Consider the following 18,406-nt stretch of genomic DNA (forward strand, 5'->3'; position numbering starts at 1 on the left):
TGAAATTTCCGCTTGATGCCAGGCATCCGCGGATGGATTAAGCAGGAGGATCCGCCGTGACCGACATCAGCATCGAGGCTGTAACGGGCAAGCTGAACCGGGCCGGCTATGATGCCTTCATACAGGCCCTGCGCCACGCAAAGAGCGCCGGCAATCGCAACGTCGAGCTAGCGCACTGGCTGTTTCATATCCTGCAGCAGGAACGCAACGATCTCAGCCTTTCGGTCGATCATTACAAGCTCGACCGGGCACGCTTGTTGTCGGATCTTGCCGGCGTGATCAATGGCTTTCGTAAGAACGAAACCGACATGCCGGGCGTCGCCAATCCGGTCATCGATCTGCTCGATCGGGGCTGGCACTATGCCACGCTGTTCTTTGGCGAGACCCAGATCCGCACCGGTCATCTGCTCGTGGCGGGCCTGAAATCGAACGATATTCGTCGCACGCTGAACAACCTCTCGCAGGAATTCGCCAAGGTCAACGTCGACGCACTCGCCGCGGAGCGCCGCAACGTCTGGGCCGGCTCCGACGAGGAGACCATGCGGCCGATGGACGGTTCGGGCCTGGTCGGCGCGGGCACGGAAGGCGCGGCCCAAGCGGGTCCCAAGGGGACGACGCCGCTCGACCGGTTCTCGCAGGATCTCACCGCCAAGGCCAAATCGGGTGAGATGGATCCGATCCTTGGCCGGGACGAAGAAATCCGCCAACTGATCGACGTGTTGATGCGACGGCGGCAGAACAATCCAATTCTTACCGGCGAGGCTGGCGTCGGCAAGACCGCAGTTGTCGAGGGATTCGCCCAGCGGATCGCCGCCGGCGACGTGCCGCCACCGCTCCGCGGTGTAAGGCTTTGTGCGCTCGACATCGGCCTGATGCAGGCCGGTGCTTCCATGAAGGGCGAGTTTGAGCAGCGCTTGCGCTCGGTGATCGACGAGGTCCAGAGCTCACCCACCCCCATCATCCTGTTCATCGATGAAGCCCACACATTGATCGGCGCCGGCGGCGCGGCCGGCACCGGTGATGCGGCCAATCTCCTGAAACCTCCCCTTGCCCGTGGCACGCTGCGCACGATCGCTGCCACCACATGGGCGGAATATCGTCAGTATATCGAGAAAGATCCCGCGCTCACACGACGCTTCCAGCCGATCCAGATCGATGAACCGGAAGTGGAGACCTGCTGCATCATGCTGCGCGGACTTCTCGGTCCGATGGAAAAGCACCACGGCGTTCGCATCTCGGATGCTGCGATCGTCGCAGCGGTCAACCTGTCCCACCGCTACATTCCTTCACGGCAGTTGCCGGACAAGGCGGTCAGCCTGCTTGATACCGCCTCGGCGCGCGTGGCCATCAGCCAGAGCGCGACGCCAGCCCTGATCGAGGATGCACGCGTTGCGATTACCGCTCGTGAAGCTGAAAAATCGGCACTCGTCAGCGACAGCGATCTTGGGCTTAAGGACAGCGACCGCATCACGGCGATCGACAACGACATTGCGGCACTGAAGGACAAGCTGACGAACCTCGAAGCCGATTGGGCCGCAGAGCAGGAACTCGTCAAGGACATCCGGAGCATCCGAGAGATTCTGTCCCAGCCCAAAGAAGGCGAAGATCCGGCTGTCAGGCGCGCGGAGTTGCGCGGCAAGTTCGACATACTTGAGAGCATCCATCCGGAGAAGCGGATGGTCTATGCCCATGTAGACCAGCAATCGGTGGCGTCCGTTGTCTCTGACTGGACCGGCATCCCGGTCGGCCGGATGATGCGCGACGAGATCGAAACCGTGCTGAAGCTACCGGAGATCCTCAACCGCCGCGTCGTCGGCCAGTCTCATGGGCTGACGATGATCGCCAAGCGAATCGAGACCAGCCGCGCCAAACTGGACAACCCTTCGAAGCCGATCGGCGTGTTCATGCTGGCTGGTCCATCCGGCGTGGGCAAGACTGAAACCGCCCTGGCGCTTGCCGAGACCCTTTACGGCGGCGAGCAGAACATGATCACGATCAACATGTCGGAGTTCCAGGAAGCGCACACCGTCTCGACCTTGAAGGGTGCACCTCCCGGCTATGTCGGTTATGGCGAAGGTGGACGCCTCACCGAGGCTGTCCGGCGCAAGCCCTACAGCGTCATCCTGCTCGACGAGGTGGAGAAGGCTCATCCCGACGTCCACGAGATCTTCTTTCAGGTGTTCGACAAGGGAACCATGGAGGACGGCAACGGGCGACGGATCGACTTCAAGAACACCCTGATCATCCTTACTACCAACGTCGGCACCGATCTGATCATGGGCCTCTCGCGCGATCCACGGTATCGCAGCGAGCCGGAAGAGCTCGCCAAGTTGCTGAGGCCGGAATTGCTGAAGGTGTTTCCCGCAGCACTGCTCGGACGCATCGTCTCGATACCGTACTTCCCGCTATCCGACGAGATGCTCGCCGGGATCGTTCGGTTACAGCTCGACCGGATCGGACGACGCCTCCGCGACAATCATAACGCGTCCTTCGACTACGATGACGCGGTCGTGGAGCACATTGTGTCACGTTGCAACGACCCGGATTCCGGCGGGCGAATGATTGACAACATCATCACCAACACCCTGCTCCCGGAGCTGTCGCGCGAGTTCCTCAGCAAGTCGCTTGCCAAGGAAGAAATCAAGCAAGCGCGGGTCTCGATTGAGAACGACAAATTCGCATATTCGTGGAATTGAGAGCGATGAACATTCAAACCGAGCATCGCCACCCGAACACTGGTCCCACGCCATACGACGAGGTCTACTACCCCGGCCACGTTTACGGGCTCACTCATCCGAACCATCTTGCTACCATTGCCGCCGTTTACGGCATGCAGTCAGCACCGGTCGAGCGTTGCCGGGTGCTGGAGCTTGGCTGCGGCGTTGGCGGCAACCTGTTGCCGATGGCCTTTCAATATCCAAACAGCGAATTCGTCGGTGTCGACCTGAGCGGCGTCACGATCGAGCGCGGCCAGCGAAATATCGCCACATTGGGCCTGAGCAACATCAAGCTCCTCCATTGCGACATCATGAATGTCGACGCAGGCTTCGGGGAATTCGACTACATCTTAGCGCACGGCGTGTATTCCTGGGTGCCGCCGGCGGTGCGCGAGAAGATGATGATGATCTTCAAGCAGAACCTGGCTCCCCGCGGCGTTTGCTACGTCAGCTACAATGCGCACCCGTTCTCGCATCTTCGCGACATGGTCCGCGACATGATGCGGTATCACACCCGCCGTCTCACCGGCATGAAGGAGAAGGTCGGACAGGCCCGCGCGATCCTGAAGTTCCTGAGCGACGGCTCGAAGGCCAACTCGGTGCACGGCGCGGTCATGCGCGACCAGTACAACCGCGTCCTCAAGTCCCCCGACGAGCTTCTGTTTCACGACGATCTCGATGATGGCGCCGAGGCATTCCTGCTGCATGAGGTCGCCGAGGACGCAAGCCGCCACGGCCTGCAATATCTGGGCGATGCTGATTTCTCACGACGCTATCTTGCCGGCTATTCCGAGGAGGTTCGCGCAACGCTGCAGCGCTTCCCGGAAAGCGAGTTCATGGCGCGCGATCAATATCAGGACTTCATCGACGGCAACGGCTTTCGGCGCACCTTGCTCTGCCACGACGGCATTTCGCTATCCCGCCAGATCGACCTCGATTTCGTCACCAGGTTCCATTTGCTGAGCACGACCAACCCGGTCGACCCCGACGCCTGCGTGACCGACGATTCCGCGGTGGAATTCGAGAACCAGGACGGCAGCAGGGTCACGGTGACCAATCCGCTCTTGAAGGCCGCGTATCTATGTCTCGGCCGGGCCTGGCCGCGAGCACTATCATTCGACGAGCTGCTCGATGGCGCCCGCGCGCTGCGGGGCGACCCGCAGACGGATGATGACCAAAAAGTGTTGACTGAGGCGATGTTCATCCTGGCTTGCAGCGGCGAGGTTTCGTTCCTGCTGTCGCGTCCCTTTTTGTTGAAGGAAGCTACCGAGCATCCGCAGGCGAGCCTGCTCGCGCGAAGACAAGCGCAAACAGGTCCGCTCGTTACCAACCTCCTCCACCAAACGGTGCAGTTGGAGGACGACCGGACCAGGGATTTCCTGCAATTGCTCGACGGAGCGCGGACCATCGACCAGATCACGGCCGAAATGACCGAAAAATTCGGCCCGACCATCCGGATAGACCAGAAGGATAGTGCCGGGCAGCCTGCCGAGCCGTTACTGCTGTCAACGCGAGAAAGCGTTCAACGCTCGCTTGCGATGGTCGGCAAGCTGGGACTGCTGGTCGCGTGACGCGCTAAAGCGCATCGGCCACTGTGGAGGGAGTGGCGGACAGGAGCCCGAAGCTCTGCCATTTCCTGAAGTGGACGCGGCCCCCAGCACTCAACCATCGTGGGTGTACTGTTGGCCAAGCAGCCATCCAGTGACAATACCCGCGGGTCCGCTGGTATAGACCGGATGAAAACCTACACCGGCGCGCAGCATCCGCCATTCACTCTCGCCGACCCAGGGAATTCCAGGATCACCCTTTTGGTATTGCGACAGCAACGTTTTGGCGACCTCGGCGGCATTGGCGTAAATCGGGCCGTTCGCCCAGCGCGGCCGCGGGAGGCCAGTCATGCGGCAATAGAGCGCCGTGCAGACATACGCGGACGCCTCTTCGGCATTGGCGTCAAGGCCGGTACGCAACAGATCGTAGGCTGCATGCAGGCTCTCATGGACGATATAGGCCTCGTCCATCCGCCCCGCTGCCGACACGACCTCCAGCGTGTTCGCCGCAACCGCCGTGCCGTCCGCCCTGGTCCTAGCGACATCGTTGTATTGTGCAGCAACGCCTGCCGCGAGATCCGTCGGAGGTCTGACGGTGACCTGCCCCAACCGGATCGCGCGGGCGACGTGATGGAACGTTTGCGGCGCAATCGTCACATGGCTGCCGCGGATCGGAAACCGGAAGCGCATGCGAGCGACCGCCGGGCCATTGAGTACGTCCAATACCCTGCTCCGCAGTGACATTTGATCGTCCTCGTTGTTCGCACTACCCCACGGATGGTGGTCGCCGTTTCCGATCAGCAGGTTCAAACAGTCATTGCACCGGCGCGACAGGAATTCGAATGACTTGCGCCGGGCGGCAGCTTGATCGAACGAGCCGGCATTGAACCCAAACCCGTCCGGGCGAGACCAATTTGGGGCGAGGATTGCCTCGGAGTGCGCCCCATGACGACGACCGATCCGACGACGACCGACACTTACCGGAAGATCGCGGCGCGACTGACCATGCTGCGGCCGCAGATCGATCTGAAGAATTATTTTGCCGGCCCCAACCCGGATGTACGCCTTTATGACGAGAAGCCCTACATCCGGCACCAGCTCGAGAAGTATGGTGTCGCTGCCGCGACGACCACGCTCGACGGCGTCACCTTCCTGCCCAAGGACTGGGAAGAGCTGATCAAGAAGCTGCGCATTGCCAAGACGACGGACGGATTCGACGCCTTCGCCGAAGGGCAAAGCCCGGAGAAAGCGTCGCATTGGGCCCTCGATCTGTCGATGGCGGCAACGATCGGCAAGGGATTTCGGGAGATCTGGCGCCCAAAGCTGTCGGACAGGCCGCTCTCAACGCGGGATCTCCCGGGGCGCCACGGCTTCGGGCTCGGGCGCGATCGCGGACAATGGAGCGACGCCTACAGCTCGCAATTCGGCAAGGACCCGCAGCCCCAGGACATCACATCGCTGCATTTCGCCGTAGCACCTGATCGGGTGAACGTGCACATCGACGAAACGGGCTTCGTGTTCGAGGGCGTGGACAGTGCGCTTACGGTCGGACCGAACTTCGTGCACCACGCCGGCAACGAGCTGTTCTGGAAGAGCAACAAGCATATACCGCAATGGGCCGCAGAGCACATCGATCTGATCCTGCCGAACAGCGCGAACGACTTTTCGCGCGTGGGCATTTCGGTCGACATGTACCAGCGCAAAGACTTGCGCGTTACGGTCACCGGCTCCTGCGGAATTTTCGGCGGTTTCGAGTGCTCCGGAACCGTGAGCATCAGCGGCACGCATGACCTGCTCGGCTCGAAGTCAAAAGGCCGGCGCTAAAGCGGATATCGTCGTTCCACATTGCTCCGTGTCTACCCCTCCTACCTACGAATGAGGCTCTTCGATTTGCCGCTACCAGCTGGTGGTCCGAATGAATGGAACCATCGAACCGCCTCGAGGCAGTGACGACGAATAAGTATTGGTGGCGAGAACGCGTAGTTCCGCAGGAATCAGTAGGGGAGGTCTTACATTGCCGAACCAGGAAAGGCCCTTGAAGCCTGTCGTCGAAAGCTATGTACCGCCCGCGGGAATCCGGCATGCGGTGACGGCCGGCGAGACCTGGATATCCCTCGCCAAGCGGATCGGCATCGACCCCTGGGACCTCATCGAGTTCAATTTTCCGGGCATCAAGCTCGTCAAGCAGCGCGATTTCCAACAAGCCACACGGCAGGTGAACTGGTACCTGGCCGAGTATGTAGGCTGCCGCGCAATGTCGCCAGACCGGCAGAATTTTGCGTTTTCCTCCGGTACGACCGGCGGGAGAGGTGGATGGCGAGGGGGATTCATCTATCTGCCGCCAGGTACGCCGCCTCCCCCGCCGATTGCGCCCACTCCACCGATTGCGCCCACCCCAGCGGCTCCCACCCCGCCGGAATGTGAGGGAAGCCGACCCGACTTCGCGCGCGTGCTGGACGTGAGCGAACGTGATTTCGCGCGCACCGTTTTTGGCCCGACGCTGCCGCCGTGGGAGACAATTGCGATTACCAATGGCCTGGGAGCAGGCGGAAGACCGTGGACGAACGATGGACCGTTCTTCAGGGGAAGCAATCCCATGGTGCCGAGCATGCGGTATGCCATCAATCTTGGCAATGTCGCGTTCAGTAACCTGGCATCGCCCAGCCCCACCTTCGGCCTCTTGTGCGACAACTTCGGTCGCATTTGCGACCTCTTCGTGCACGAAATGACCCATGTGTGGCAGGCGTTCAACGATTCAAACTGGACGATGGCGCGCTCCTTCTGGGCGCAGACAATCGGTTCCGGCTACGAGTACACCCCGGGCGATTCCTGGGACTCATACAACGTCGAGCAACAGGCACACATCGTTGAAGATTGGCACAAATACAAAATCAGTTCTCCGATGCTTGCCGAGGACCGCTATCCGTACGTCCGGCTCGTGATCCGCTCTGGACGCCTCACTTTTCCTCGCGGGCTGGATCTGGTGGCATTGAAAAAGGACCTTCAAGACCTGCGCGCAAGGCACCTGGACTAGAACCCGCTGCAAGGAAGTGGTCGGGAGTCTACTTGACTGGAGCACCAACACGCCGAGAATTCGACGCGGCGGGGTAGCGCATTCTTCCTCTCAAGAGCATTTTTCCGACTTGTCCAGCCTCTGGTCAGCTTCGCAGCGCAAGCACACGGAGAAGAATTGCGCGGCCGCCATGCGACAGGCGATCGTGAAACAGTTCGGAGAGCCGGTCCCCACGCTTCCGCACCGAAAACCTTTTCCGGAGCTCATGGGCGCGAGACAGCGAGCAATAGAGAAAATCACGACGTAGCCGGCGCAGGCGGCTGCCATACCCTTTGACATCGGCGCTCGCGTAGGCCTCCATCAGGGTGCGCATCAAATAGTCATCGCTCGGATCAACATAAGTTTCGTGGGAAACGCTCGATGACCGCATGGACACGGGTTCATCGCTCGACAGAAATAAGTTCCTGCGGGTCAGCCCATCCGATACGCCCGTCGCTTCTTTAGTGAAATGTCCATAGTTCACAAAAGGCAGCGCAGCGAGTTGCCGGCGCAGATTTTCGAGCGTCGCCGACGGGATCCGGACGCCGTTGCCCGCGCTGGTGTCGAGCCTATTGGCGCGCACCGTGGCGTAGAGGTCGCCCCAGAATTTGTCCCAGGGGGCGGTGCCGTTGCGGTTAGACGACGGATTCTTGCGAACGCTATATGTGGTTTGAGTGAGGTAGGCCGCCAGTTCGCCCATGTGGCGCGTAACAGCGCCGTCAGGATCATAGACGTCGATCATGGCGTGGACGCACTCATGCAGGAGCAGCGCCCGATCGCTATCATTTGCGGGCGGCGACTTCTTCTGCGTCAACAGAACATCCGTAACCTGATCGTAGAAGGCGAGATCCTGAGTGCCGCCCTTCACCAATATATTGCCGGCACGAATGTGATCGCGAACTGTCGTCAAGTATTCGCCCTTGATATGGATCTTGTCGACGTAGAACTCGATGCCAAGCGCTACCGAGTCACTGAGTGTGTCCAGGACGTCGCCTTCGGTCAGTGGCATGAGCTACCTTCCTTGCGTGGTCGAGCAATAGTAGTCCGGCTAGGCTCCGGCAAAAGAAACGGCAGGGGAAGTCTCGCAAGCGCTGAAACGCTGTACTGCACTGATAGGAGCCGCCCGACCCTCCGTTCGCGTTGGGAAGGTGGCTAGATCGTCCCGCCGCCGGCGAAGATTTCGACGACCACAGCGCGATTGGCGGCCCTGTTCATCGCGGTCGTGTTGTCCTTCAGATACTCGTAGTGTGAAGCGGCCTTGACAGAGAAGACACGCGAGCGGGCGCTTGGGCCGAACAGGTGAAAGACGTTCTTGGCCCGGCCCGTGCGCAGGAAGATGTTGTTCCGTTCGCCGCCGGTGCTGTCACTGTATCCGACGATCTGGAACTGCAACGACTTGTCGGTCTCGAATCGGATGAGCTGCGCTGCCAACAGCGGATCGCGCTTGGCGATGGTCTTGAGATGCCGCCAGTCGACGCCGAAATCCCAGATGATGAGATATTGGCAGGTGCCGGCCGGCGGGACCAGACTGACGTCCACACCGAGATGGCCGACCTCAGTGCGGGACGTCGCGACTTCATTGGCCAGGTAGGGAAAGACGGCGGCGCTGTGAACCTTGGCAAGCGGCGAGCACTGCGGTTGCGTCGCCATATTCGGCATCTGTTCCACCGGGCCCGGCGGCGTGTATTGCGGCAGTGGCTGCGGCGCGCGTCCCATGGCAATTTCTCCCGTTGCTGGCGTGGCCTGCCGAAAGCTGCGCACTGGAGGGAGCGTCGGCTCCCACCACGGCTATGACTAGTAGTGACGTGAGCGGTCGGGGAAGTTCAAAGGCGAGCTGCGGGCGCCCTCAACAGTCATCCCGGGGCATCGCGCAGGAGGTCAGCTAAGGCCATTAGCGGACATTGATGGGCCTTCCGCGTTCTCCGGAAAGCGGGGTAGGCTACGCCTGCTGCCGTCCGTGCCCAATTGTTGCGGAGGGACCGGCCATGAAACTTCGCCGCCGAAATTTTCTGCATCTCGCCGCGGGGGCCGGCCAGATTGTGGTCCCGTCGCCGAAGAAGCCTCTCATTTCCGTGTGCAAAATTTCGCGTTAACGGACCGAACCAAGACAGGAGAACCAGACATGGCCGCCTTCCAAGAGGTTTTCCGCCGCTCCGGCATCGATGAGCGCCGCAGCCCGCCGGGCATGGTGGTGGCGTTCGGCGGCTCCAACATCGTGGCGCTGATCGATCCCGGAAGAAAGCTCAAAGTCGATCCTAACGCCCATGCCCTCGGGATCAAGGAGATCGATGGCGCCGATACCCTTAGGCGCGTCATGCAAGCCCGAGACACCTTCTCCGAACCCGATATCGATCCGCAGCTCAGGGCCGCATCACTTCCCGCCACCTTCAATGGCGATGCACGGTTTTTCGAAATCAATGGCCGGATTAAGCCGATCGGCTTTCCCGGCCTGGAGGTGGTGGCCCGGTCGGCCGGCCGGAAGATCGAAGCCAAGCTCCATGTCGTCGTGCTGCCAGAAATCAAGATCAAGGTGGCGTTCCGCAATGTCATGGTTCCGGGGAGTGGTGGCGCTCCGGCGTTTCACGCCAAGAAGCCCTGCAACGAGCAAGATGAATTGCTGACGATGAACAATATATGGAGGCCGCAGGCCAACATCCGCTTCGAGCGGGTGCCAAGCGACTGGCTGGTCATCGACGACTCGCAGGCTGCCGTCAAACAAGAGATCGCCAATGCAACTGGCATGAAGGATGCGAGCCTAGCGACCTTTCCCGATGTGATCGACGTCGAAAAACTGAAGGGCTTCTTCGTCAAACACAAAGTTCAGGGCGCCCATCTAACCATTTTCTGCGTCGATAAGGTTTGGTCCAATGGCGGCCCCGCCAATGGCACGTTTGCTCGAGGGCTGGACCTTGCCTTCATCGGCTCGCAACGCGGGCCTAACACCTCTGCCCATGAATCCGGCCATTTTCTCGGCTACTACTCGAAGAGCGCGAGCAAACCTTGGGACAGCCAAGGCCACACGCTGGAGACCGATCCGAAAACCGGAAAAGAGAACAGGGCGGAAGACATCAAGATGCTGATGCGCGGGGGAGGCGCCGGATGGAAAATTCCGTTTAATCTCGTCAAGGAGTTCCGCGACTTCCCCGGCTAGCATCGGTCGACGGACTGACTCCGTTTTGCATGAGACATAGTCAGTCGATCAATTGCCCTCGCTTTATTACTTATATCCCGGCTGGCCTACTTGATCTGCGGCGAGACCGTCGCAGGTTCGCCAAGACAACTATCGCCCTCCCCCACGCCCGCCAGCGCGGCGACGCCAAGCGCAGCCAACAAGGCGTGCATCACGTAGCCAAGTATCACCCCGGCGTTCGCGCGAAGCGCCGCCGGGCGCCCCGCCGTTGGCGCACCTCGCGCTATGTCCGAGTTGGGCCAATTCCGGTCGCATGCACTGCAGCAAACAGAACTCTTGGTCTGCCCCTCGTCGGTGGGCAAAGCGGCGTTGTTGCAGGCGGGGCGCTGAGAGGCGCTCAAGCCGACCGGGAACCCTGCCGCGCGAGTCTGGATTCCCGCGATGGTTGGGGTAAGGTTACGCTGCCTGCGCAGAAAAATTGCAAACGACATCCGGGAGGAAGTGATGCTCGACACCACGCTTAGCGCGCGCGTCCAGGTTTTCCTCGACAAGTTTGAAGCCGCGCTTGCGGCGGGCGATCTCGACGCCGTCGTAGGGATGTTCGCTCCGGAATGCTACTGGCGCGACCTCGTTGCCTTCACCTGGAACATCAAGACCATGGAAGGCCGCGATCAAGTCCGCGACATGCTCGCGCATTGCCTCGCGCATGTGAAGCCGCACAACTGGAAAGCCGCCGAGGGTGAAACGCCAACCGAGGCCGGCGGCGTGACCGAATCTTGGATCACGTTCGAGACCGATGTCGCGCGCGGATATGGGCTCATCCGCCTGCAGAATGGTCAGATCTGGACACTCTTGACGACCATGGCCGAACTGAAGGCCCATGAGGAAAAGGCCGGCTTCAGCCGACCGCTCGGCGCCAGGCACGGCGTCAATCCCGGCGCCAAGACCTGGAAGGAACTGCGTGACGAGGAAGTCGAGCAACTCGGCTTCAAGACCCAGCCCTACGTGCTTGTCATCGGCGGCGGACAGGGCGGCATTGCGCTCGGGGCGCGGCTGCGCCAGCTCGGTGTGCCGACGATCATCGTCGAAAAGAACGCACGCGCCGGCGATTCCTGGCGCAACCGCTACAAGTCGCTCTGCCTGCACGACCCCGTCTGGTACGATCACTTGCCCTACATCGATTTCCCCAAGAACTGGCCCGTGTTCTCGCCCAAGGACAAGATCGGCGATTGGCTGGAAATGTACACCAAGGTCATGGAGCTGAACTACTGGACGAACACCGTGGCCAAACGCGCCAGTTGGGACGATACCAAGAAGGAATGGACCGTCATCGTCGAACGCGATGGCAAGGAGATTACTCTGCGGCCCAGGCAGCTTGTGTTCGCGACCGGCATGTCGGCCAAGCCGAACATGCCGAAAATCAAGGGCATGGAAACGTTCAAGGGCGAGCAGCACCATTCCTCACGCCATCCCGGCTCCGGCGGCTACAAAGGCAAGAAGGTGGTGGTGATCGGCTCGAACAATTCGGCCCATGACATCTGCGCTGCGCTGTACGAGGCCGGCATCGACGTAACGATGGTGCAGCGCTCGACGACCCACATCGTGCGCTCGGATTCGCTGATGGAAAGTATCAGCGATCTTTATTCCGAACGCGCCGTCCGCGGCGGAACGACGACGGCAAAGGCCGATCTGATCTTCGCTTCACTGCCCTACCGGATATTGAATCAGTTTCAGAAGCCGGTCTACGACAAGATCCGCCAGGATGACGCCGCTTTCTATGCGGGGCTGGAAAAGGCCGGGTTCAGGCTCGACTTCGGTGACGACGATTCCGGGCTATTCATGAAATATCTGCGCCGCGGCTCGGGCTATTATATCGACGTCGGCGCCTCACAGCTTATCATCGACGGCAAAATCAAACTGTTCGCTGGACAGGTCGAGGAAATCACGCCCAACGGCGTCAGGCTCGACAACGGCAAGGAATTGCCAGCGGACGTGATCGTCTATGCCACCGGCTACAGCTCGATGAACGGCTTTGTCGCCGATCTCGTGAGTCCGGAGATGGCCGGCAAAGTCGGCAAGGTCTGGGGCCTTGGCTCGAATACGACAAAGGACCCCGGCCCATGGGAAGGTGAGCAGCGCAACATGTGGAAGCCGACGCAGCAGGAAGGCCTATGGTTCCACGGCGGCAATCTGCATCAGTCGCGACATTACTCGCAATTCCTTTCCCTGCAGTTGAAGGCGCGCTACGAGAGCATTCCGACGCCGGTCTACGGCCTGCAGACTGTCCATCACACGGTCTGAAATTGCAGAGTGCACGGCGGGGCTCGCGGATTGCGAGCCCCATGCTATTTCCGGGTCTCGGCACTCGCCAACGCAATGTCCGCCTTGTCTCGTTGAGCCGACATCGCTGACTTGATCCGCCACGTCGGAAAGGGCCGACATCGGACATTGCTGTTCATCGTAGTTATTGAACTTGTATCCACCTCGGGAAGTCGAACGCCCAAAACGTTGCACGCATCTGGCGAAGCTGGGGTGGATGACACCGATCTCATCCCTGTCTGATTTGCCGCTCCAAGCGCAGCGTATGCTCACGCAGGGAATCGTAAATCGGCGCATTACCCAGCAGCGTGGGCAGGAGCATCGCCATGAAGCAAGCGCCCAGCATCGGCAGCAGCATCGTCACGTTACCGGTCATTTCAGCGACGAGAACGATGCCGGTCACCGGCGCGCGCACAACGCCGGTGAAGAGAGCGGCCATGCCCACCAATGCAAATGCTTCCGGCTGGATAGAGAGCGCCGGGAATGCAAGACGGCAAGCCGCCCCGAACAGCAACCCAGACTGGGCTCCCAGCACGAGCAAGGGTGCGAACAGGCCGCCGGGCGTGCCGGCAGCGTATGAGAAAGCGCCGAGCCCGAATCGGATCAAGAATGCGCCCCCCAGGATCCCCACACTCTCGTGGCCGATCAGCGCCCGCTGCGTGATCTGATCTCCGCCACCAACCAGTTCGGGCGCGAACCAGGCCAGCATGCCGACGCTTGCGCCGATCAATCCGGCGCGTAGCTCGATCGGTAGCCCTCCAAATCGGTCGCGAACTGCGATGGTCGCGAGCAGGGTGCGATTGTATGCGACGGCCAGCAGGCCTGCGATGCCACCCAGAATAAGGAACAACGGGGCGGACACAGCGCTCGGATAGTTCAGCGGCCCGACGTGAAAGTCAGGCGCGTCACCGAGAAGCAGCCTTGCGACCGGGATCGCCGTCGCCAGTGCTGCAAGGGCGGCGATGGCAACACGGTGTTCGAACCTCTGCACCAGCTCCTCCAGCACGAACACGAGCCCGGCAATCGGCGCATTGAAGGCCGTTGCAAGGCCGGCGCCGGCGCCGGCCGCCAGAAGCACGCGCGAGTCCGCCCAACACAACCGGCAGATGCGCGCAGCGAAAACCGCGATACCAGCGCCCATCTGGACGGTCGGCCCCTCACGGCCCAGCGCCAGCCCGGAGCCGATCGCCAGTATCCCGCCGAAGAATTTCACTGGCACCAGGCGAAACGGAGCCGGTGGGATCTCTTCGCGCAGAACAGCCTCGACATGCGGAATGCCGCTGCCCGAAGCGTGTGGCGAGAATTGCCGCACCATCCACGCGGCAACCAGCGTCGCGACACCACACGCGCCGACGACAGTCAAGAACCCCCAGATTGCGTGGCCATGGGCCCAGGCGATCATCGCATCGCGCAGACGATCGGCGTGCGCGAGCAAAAGCCGGAAGATCGCCCCAACACACCCGGTCGCCGCTCCTATGATGAGGGCCATCGCCGCGAGCCCCAGCAGGCTGCGACGTTCGTCTGCGACTTGCCGGTCGTCGTCAGGGTTATGGTTCACGGCTGGTCGATGATCCAGAGGCCTTCGCGAGGCATGATCTTTGCCAGCGCTTCCGCGAGTGAGTCAATCAGTCTGTCATCGTGATAGGGTGTCGGCGTAATGCGCAGCCGCTCGGTACCGGGCGGGACGGTCGGATAGTTGATCGGCTGGACATAGATGCCGTGCTCGGCGAGCAGGAGATCGCTCGCTTCCTTGCACTGCTCCGGATTGCTGGCGAAGAACGGATTGCCGCCTGTCTTCTCGTGCACCAGACGAGACAGGGGGCCGGCGCGATCCGGCGCGCACTGCAACGCGTCGGAAATCATCCGGATCACATCCTTGAGCCGAAGCGGCGCCAAAACGATTTCCTGCAATCGTCCGTGTAGCTGGCGCTATAGGTGCAATATTTGCGACGCTACAGATTTTTGACATGCCCGTGGGGATGGAAACTAGGATCATCCGCTGGGGACAGTCGCTCTTGGACCGAATAGCCGAGCAGCGAGGAATCAGGTCTAAATTGGACAGATACACTATCGAACGATCTGGCCTGATGCTGAGGCGAGCGAAGCCGCTAATGCTCAATTAATACGTGAGTTGAGTTAGAGCAAAGCGAAACACATCAAGGTCTCGTCCGACAGCGCGATGGCCTCCGCAGGCGCACCACCCATCCAACGTACTGCGAGTGGATTTGCAGGTGGCCAATTGCTTTGAATGATTGTTGAAAGCTCCGACGAGCTGCTCACTAATGCCGCTGTTAGCGTCGCACCTGCTTTTCTGCTTCAGCTGAAATATCCGCTGAAACCATTGATCATGGTCCCCACGCCAACTAGGCATGGACCGATCACATTCGCAAGAACATGGTCGTCGATGCCAGCCCTCCGCTCCTCCTTCGTGACGGCCTCACTGAATTCCTCTGAATGGGAAAACACGGCGCGCGTTATCCATTCAAAAGGTCCGACTCTCAGAACATTCCGAGACATCGCGAGAACTCCGATAAAGGCCAGCGTCCCTCCACAAGCAGCAACTTTGGTGGATAACGGATATGCGGCAGGCGTAAGCAGAAACGGCAACGCAACAACCACCAATGCCAAAAGAAAATACAGGGCTGCTTTTTGTTCTGACATCCTTAGGTTCTCCCGCAGCTTACGTCCTAGTTCGAAGATTATAAATTCGGCTGATGTTCTCGGTTGTAATTTTGGAAGTCAACAACTTATCCTCCATCAGGACGGATTGCACCCAATGCGTCATGCGCTTGAGCCATGTTCTCGCGCCTGAGAGAATTGTGCTGAGGGTGTAAACGCTTGAATATTTGGTAGCGGGAGACCGCTACAGCCCGAAACCCACTTTTGAGGGTAGTGGGTCACGCTTGGTAGCGGGGGTCCGCTACATCGCGAAACCCACTATTTCCGAAGTCCTGTTTTCCTACCGAAGGGCAGCCCTTGCTAGTTCGTCAAAAGCCGCCGTTCGCACGCAATTCCTCGCCGGGCGAGAAATGGTCCCGGAGTAGGTGGTCAAAATGAGCGACCGCTATCGGCGACGAGAGCCTTCGACTTCGGAGAGAGGCTCGGTGACTGACGCCGAGATCGTATTGCTAGAGATCGAACAAATCCGTGCAAGGCGATGCCGCCGGAGGCTCAAGTGCACAAGGACTTCAGCTCCGGCGGCGGGGCGCCCTTCCCCTCGAGCATCCCCAGCGCTAGCGCGGCCTCCACCCGCACGCTCGGATCCTCATCGCCCGCTAGCTGTCGGAGGGGGTGGAGGGCTTGTTCGATCCCCGGGAAGGCCGGACCGAGGCGACCGAGGTGCCAGGCCGCCAGGCTGCGGACGAAGGCAAGCTCGTTGCCCAACTCCGCGACGAGGACGGTGATCGACTCTCCACCTGACGGCACCACCCGGGCCGAGGCCGCCGCCGCCCAGACGCGCACGAACGCAACCGGGTCCTGGAGGGTAGCGGCGAGGTCGGACATAGCCTCGGTTGCCGCCGGGCCGATCTCGCCCAGCGCATATGCACCGAGGCGACGCTGGAGTGGATCGCTGCTCGAAAGCTGCCTCACCCAGTCTGGAACGGAAGTCCCTAGGTAGGCGATCTGCGCGCTCATGGCCCGCCCCCCACTCAAGGTCCCACGCCCAGCCGGCGGTCCAGGTTGAACGCGGCGCTTATCAACCCGATGTGAGTAAATGCCTGCGGGAAGTTGCCCAGCGCTTCGCCACGCGGACCCGTCTCCTCGGCGTACAGGCCGAGGTGGTTGGCGTAGGTCAGCATCTTCTCGAAGATGAAGCGGGCCTCCTCGGCGCGGCCCGCCCGGGCCAGCGCTTCCACCAGCCAGAACGTACACATATTGAACGTCCCCTCGCTCCCGGTCAGGCCGTCGCCAGCTCCTCTGCCGATCTCGTAGCGGTGTACCAAGCTGTCGGAAACCAGCTCCGCCATGATCCGATCCAGCGTCCCGCGCATGCGGGGGTCGGTCGGCGACAGGAAGAAGACGAGCGGCATGATCAGATTGGACGCATCCACCGCGTCAGTGGCGAAGTGCTGCACGAACGTCTGCCGCTCGGTGTTCCAGCCGTGCGTCATGATAGTCTCGTAGATGCGGTCCCGCTCCGCAGCCAGGCGGGCGCGATCCAGCGGCAGACTCCTCTTCTGCGCAAGGCGGATCGCTCGGTCCAACGCCACCCAGCACTGCACCTTGGAGTACACGAACTGCTGTTGTCCACCGCGTACCTCCCAGATGCCATCGTCGGCTCGCTCCCAGTTGCTCGTCACCCAGTCCAGCATCTTGCGCACGTGACGCCAGGAGTCATAGGCGATCGGCGTCCCGTACTTGTCGTACAGGTAGACCGCATCCATCAGCTCGCCATAGATGTCCAGCTGCAGCTGGTCGGCAGCGGCGTTGCCGACTCGCACTGGACGCGACCCGCGGTAGCCATCGAGGTGGCCGAGGATCTCCTCGGGCAGTTCGCGCCCGCCGTCGATACGATACATAGTCTGCAAAGGGTCGCCCCGGGCACCCTCGACGGCCCGCTGCCCCAACCAGGCCATGAACTGCTCCGCCTCCGACGTGAGCCCCAGGCGTAGGAAGGCGTAATTGGTGAAGGCGGCGTCGCGCACCCAAGTATAGCGATAGTCCCAGTTGCGCACCCCGCCGATCTCTTCCGGCAGACCGCAGGTCGGCGCCGCCACGATCGCGCCGGTCGGCGCGAACGTCAGCAGCTTCAACACCAGCGCCGAGCGGTGGACCATCTCGCGCCAGCGACCCGAATAGTTGCACTTCCTCAGCCACTGCCGCCAAAAGGCCAGGGTCTGCGTCAGGGCCTCCGTGCCGACCAGCCGCGCCTCGAGCAGGACCCCATCATGAACGCTGTCTTGGCTGGTCTCCTCCACCTGGCGGAGGATGAACGTGGTCGTCTCGCCGGGGTTAAGGACGAACTCGGCAGCGACGCCATCGCCCTGCCGACCAAGCGGGAAGCGGCTGACTAGCGAGACTTTCATGCCTCGTGCCTCGAAGATCGCTCCCCGGCCCTCCAGGACGACCTGGTGGGGCCGGCGCGCGAAGTCGAAGGCCGGCCGGCAGTCGAGGCGGAAGCGGACCGACCCGCGCACCGCCCGCACTACCCGGACGATCTGGTGGATCTTTCTGATCTCGCGCGCGCCTTGGATCGGCATGAAGTCCACGACCTCACCGACGCCCTGGTCGCTAAGAAAGCGCGTCACCAGGACGTTGCTGTCAGGCATGTACATCTGTTTGCACTGCGCCTCGTAGAGGCTGGCGATGCGGAATGAGCCTCCTTTCTGGTCGTCGAGAATTGCCGCGAAGACGCTCGGCGAGTCAAAGTGCGGCAGGCAACACCAGTCGATGGACCCGTCAATGCCAACCAAGGCAACGGTGTGCAGGTCGCCGATGACGCCGTAGGATTCGATCGGCTTGTAGCCCATGATCTCGTCTCCTCCGCTCGACGCTGATCGAGCCCCAAGATAGGCGTAGCGTCAATGCAACCTTTTGGCTCGCAACCTCGCTCATCTCGCCCGCGGCCGGTCATTTACACCAAGGAACACGTCAACACCGCTGTCGCACACGTGTTCGCGCGAAATTTCCCACCGCTACA

Annotated in this window: 13 protein-coding genes and 1 pseudogene; 6 read left to right on the plus strand and 8 right to left on the minus strand. The window is 61.1% G+C overall.

The features are described from left to right. Positions 1-56: 56 nt before the first annotated feature. Both tssH and OWC48_RS32115 read left to right on the plus strand, forming a co-directional pair. Positions 57-2,696 (plus strand): type VI secretion system ATPase TssH, encoded by a 2,640-nt coding sequence (gene tssH / locus OWC48_RS32110; protein WP_282523570.1) that lies wholly within the window; start codon positions 57-59, stop codon positions 2,694-2,696. 5 nt (positions 2,697-2,701) lie between these two features. Continuing rightward, entirely contained in the window at positions 2,702-4,288 is a 1,587-nt protein-coding gene (locus OWC48_RS32115) for a methyltransferase regulatory domain-containing protein (RefSeq protein ID WP_282523571.1), read from the plus strand. Positions 4,289-4,378: 90 nt separating this feature from the next. Here OWC48_RS32115 and OWC48_RS32120 read toward each other — a convergent pair whose 3' ends face one another. After that, a complete protein-coding gene (locus tag OWC48_RS32120) occupies positions 4,379-5,074 on the minus strand; it encodes a hypothetical protein (protein WP_282523572.1) in 696 nt (231 codons plus the stop codon). A 135-nt stretch (positions 5,075-5,209) separates the two neighbouring features. On the opposite strand from OWC48_RS32120, the gene OWC48_RS32125 reads away from it, so the two are divergent. Then, the gene (locus tag OWC48_RS32125; RefSeq protein ID WP_282523573.1) at positions 5,210-6,088 is read left to right on the plus strand and encodes a hypothetical protein; all 879 of its coding nucleotides are present in this window, start codon (positions 5,210-5,212) and stop codon (positions 6,086-6,088) included. 211 nt (positions 6,089-6,299) lie between these two features. Further along, complete coding sequence (locus tag OWC48_RS32130) at positions 6,300-7,298, plus strand: hypothetical protein (RefSeq protein ID WP_282523574.1); 999 nt, start codon at positions 6,300-6,302, stop codon at positions 7,296-7,298. 124 nt (positions 7,299-7,422) lie between these two features. Here OWC48_RS32130 and OWC48_RS32135 read toward each other — a convergent pair whose 3' ends face one another. Then, on the minus strand, positions 7,423-8,325 hold the full coding sequence (locus OWC48_RS32135) for a hypothetical protein (RefSeq protein ID WP_282523575.1): 903 nt from the start codon (positions 8,323-8,325) through the stop codon (positions 7,423-7,425). 143 nt (positions 8,326-8,468) lie between these two features. Then, positions 8,469-9,032 carry a hypothetical protein gene (locus OWC48_RS32140; RefSeq protein ID WP_282523576.1) on the minus strand — a complete coding sequence of 188 codons (564 nt, stop codon included), beginning with the start codon at positions 9,030-9,032 and terminating at the stop codon, positions 8,469-8,471. A 406-nt stretch (positions 9,033-9,438) separates the two neighbouring features. On the opposite strand from OWC48_RS32140, the gene OWC48_RS32145 reads away from it, so the two are divergent. Both OWC48_RS32145 and OWC48_RS32150 read left to right on the plus strand, forming a co-directional pair. After that, entirely contained in the window at positions 9,439-10,467 is a 1,029-nt protein-coding gene (locus OWC48_RS32145) for a hypothetical protein (RefSeq protein WP_282523577.1), read from the plus strand. Between the two features lie 483 nt (positions 10,468-10,950). After that, a complete protein-coding gene (locus OWC48_RS32150; RefSeq protein ID WP_282523578.1) occupies positions 10,951-12,747 on the plus strand; it encodes an NAD(P)/FAD-dependent oxidoreductase in 1,797 nt (598 codons plus the stop codon). Positions 12,748-12,994: 247 nt separating this feature from the next. Here the strand turns inward: OWC48_RS32150 and clcA are convergent, their stop codons facing one another. The 5 genes and pseudogenes from clcA to OWC48_RS32175 form a co-directional block, all read right to left on the minus strand. Next, the gene (gene clcA / locus OWC48_RS32155) at positions 12,995-14,323 is read right to left on the minus strand and encodes a H(+)/Cl(-) exchange transporter ClcA (protein WP_282523579.1); all 1,329 of its coding nucleotides are present in this window, start codon (positions 14,321-14,323) and stop codon (positions 12,995-12,997) included. Next, positions 14,320-14,547 (minus strand): annotated as a pseudogene (locus OWC48_RS32160) (aminotransferase class I/II-fold pyridoxal phosphate-dependent enzyme); the annotation flags it as partial. The gene clcA and the pseudogene OWC48_RS32160, both read right to left, overlap by 4 nt. Positions 14,548-15,081: 534 nt before the next feature. Further along, positions 15,082-15,426, minus strand: a complete 345-nt coding sequence (locus tag OWC48_RS32165; RefSeq protein ID WP_282523580.1) for a hypothetical protein — start codon at positions 15,424-15,426, stop codon at positions 15,082-15,084. A 510-nt stretch (positions 15,427-15,936) separates the two neighbouring features. Then, on the minus strand, positions 15,937-16,401 hold the full coding sequence (locus OWC48_RS32170) for a HEAT repeat domain-containing protein (RefSeq protein WP_282523581.1): 465 nt from the start codon (positions 16,399-16,401) through the stop codon (positions 15,937-15,939). Positions 16,402-16,415: 14 nt separating this feature from the next. Continuing rightward, positions 16,416-18,236: a glycoside hydrolase family 15 protein gene (locus OWC48_RS32175; RefSeq protein WP_282523582.1), complete on the minus strand. Its 1,821-nt coding sequence runs from the start codon at positions 18,234-18,236 to the stop codon at positions 16,416-16,418. Positions 18,237-18,406 lie beyond the last annotated feature (170 nt).

This window comes from Bradyrhizobium sp. Arg816 (assembly GCF_029989365.1).
Classification (GTDB): domain Bacteria; phylum Pseudomonadota; class Alphaproteobacteria; order Rhizobiales; family Xanthobacteraceae; genus Bradyrhizobium.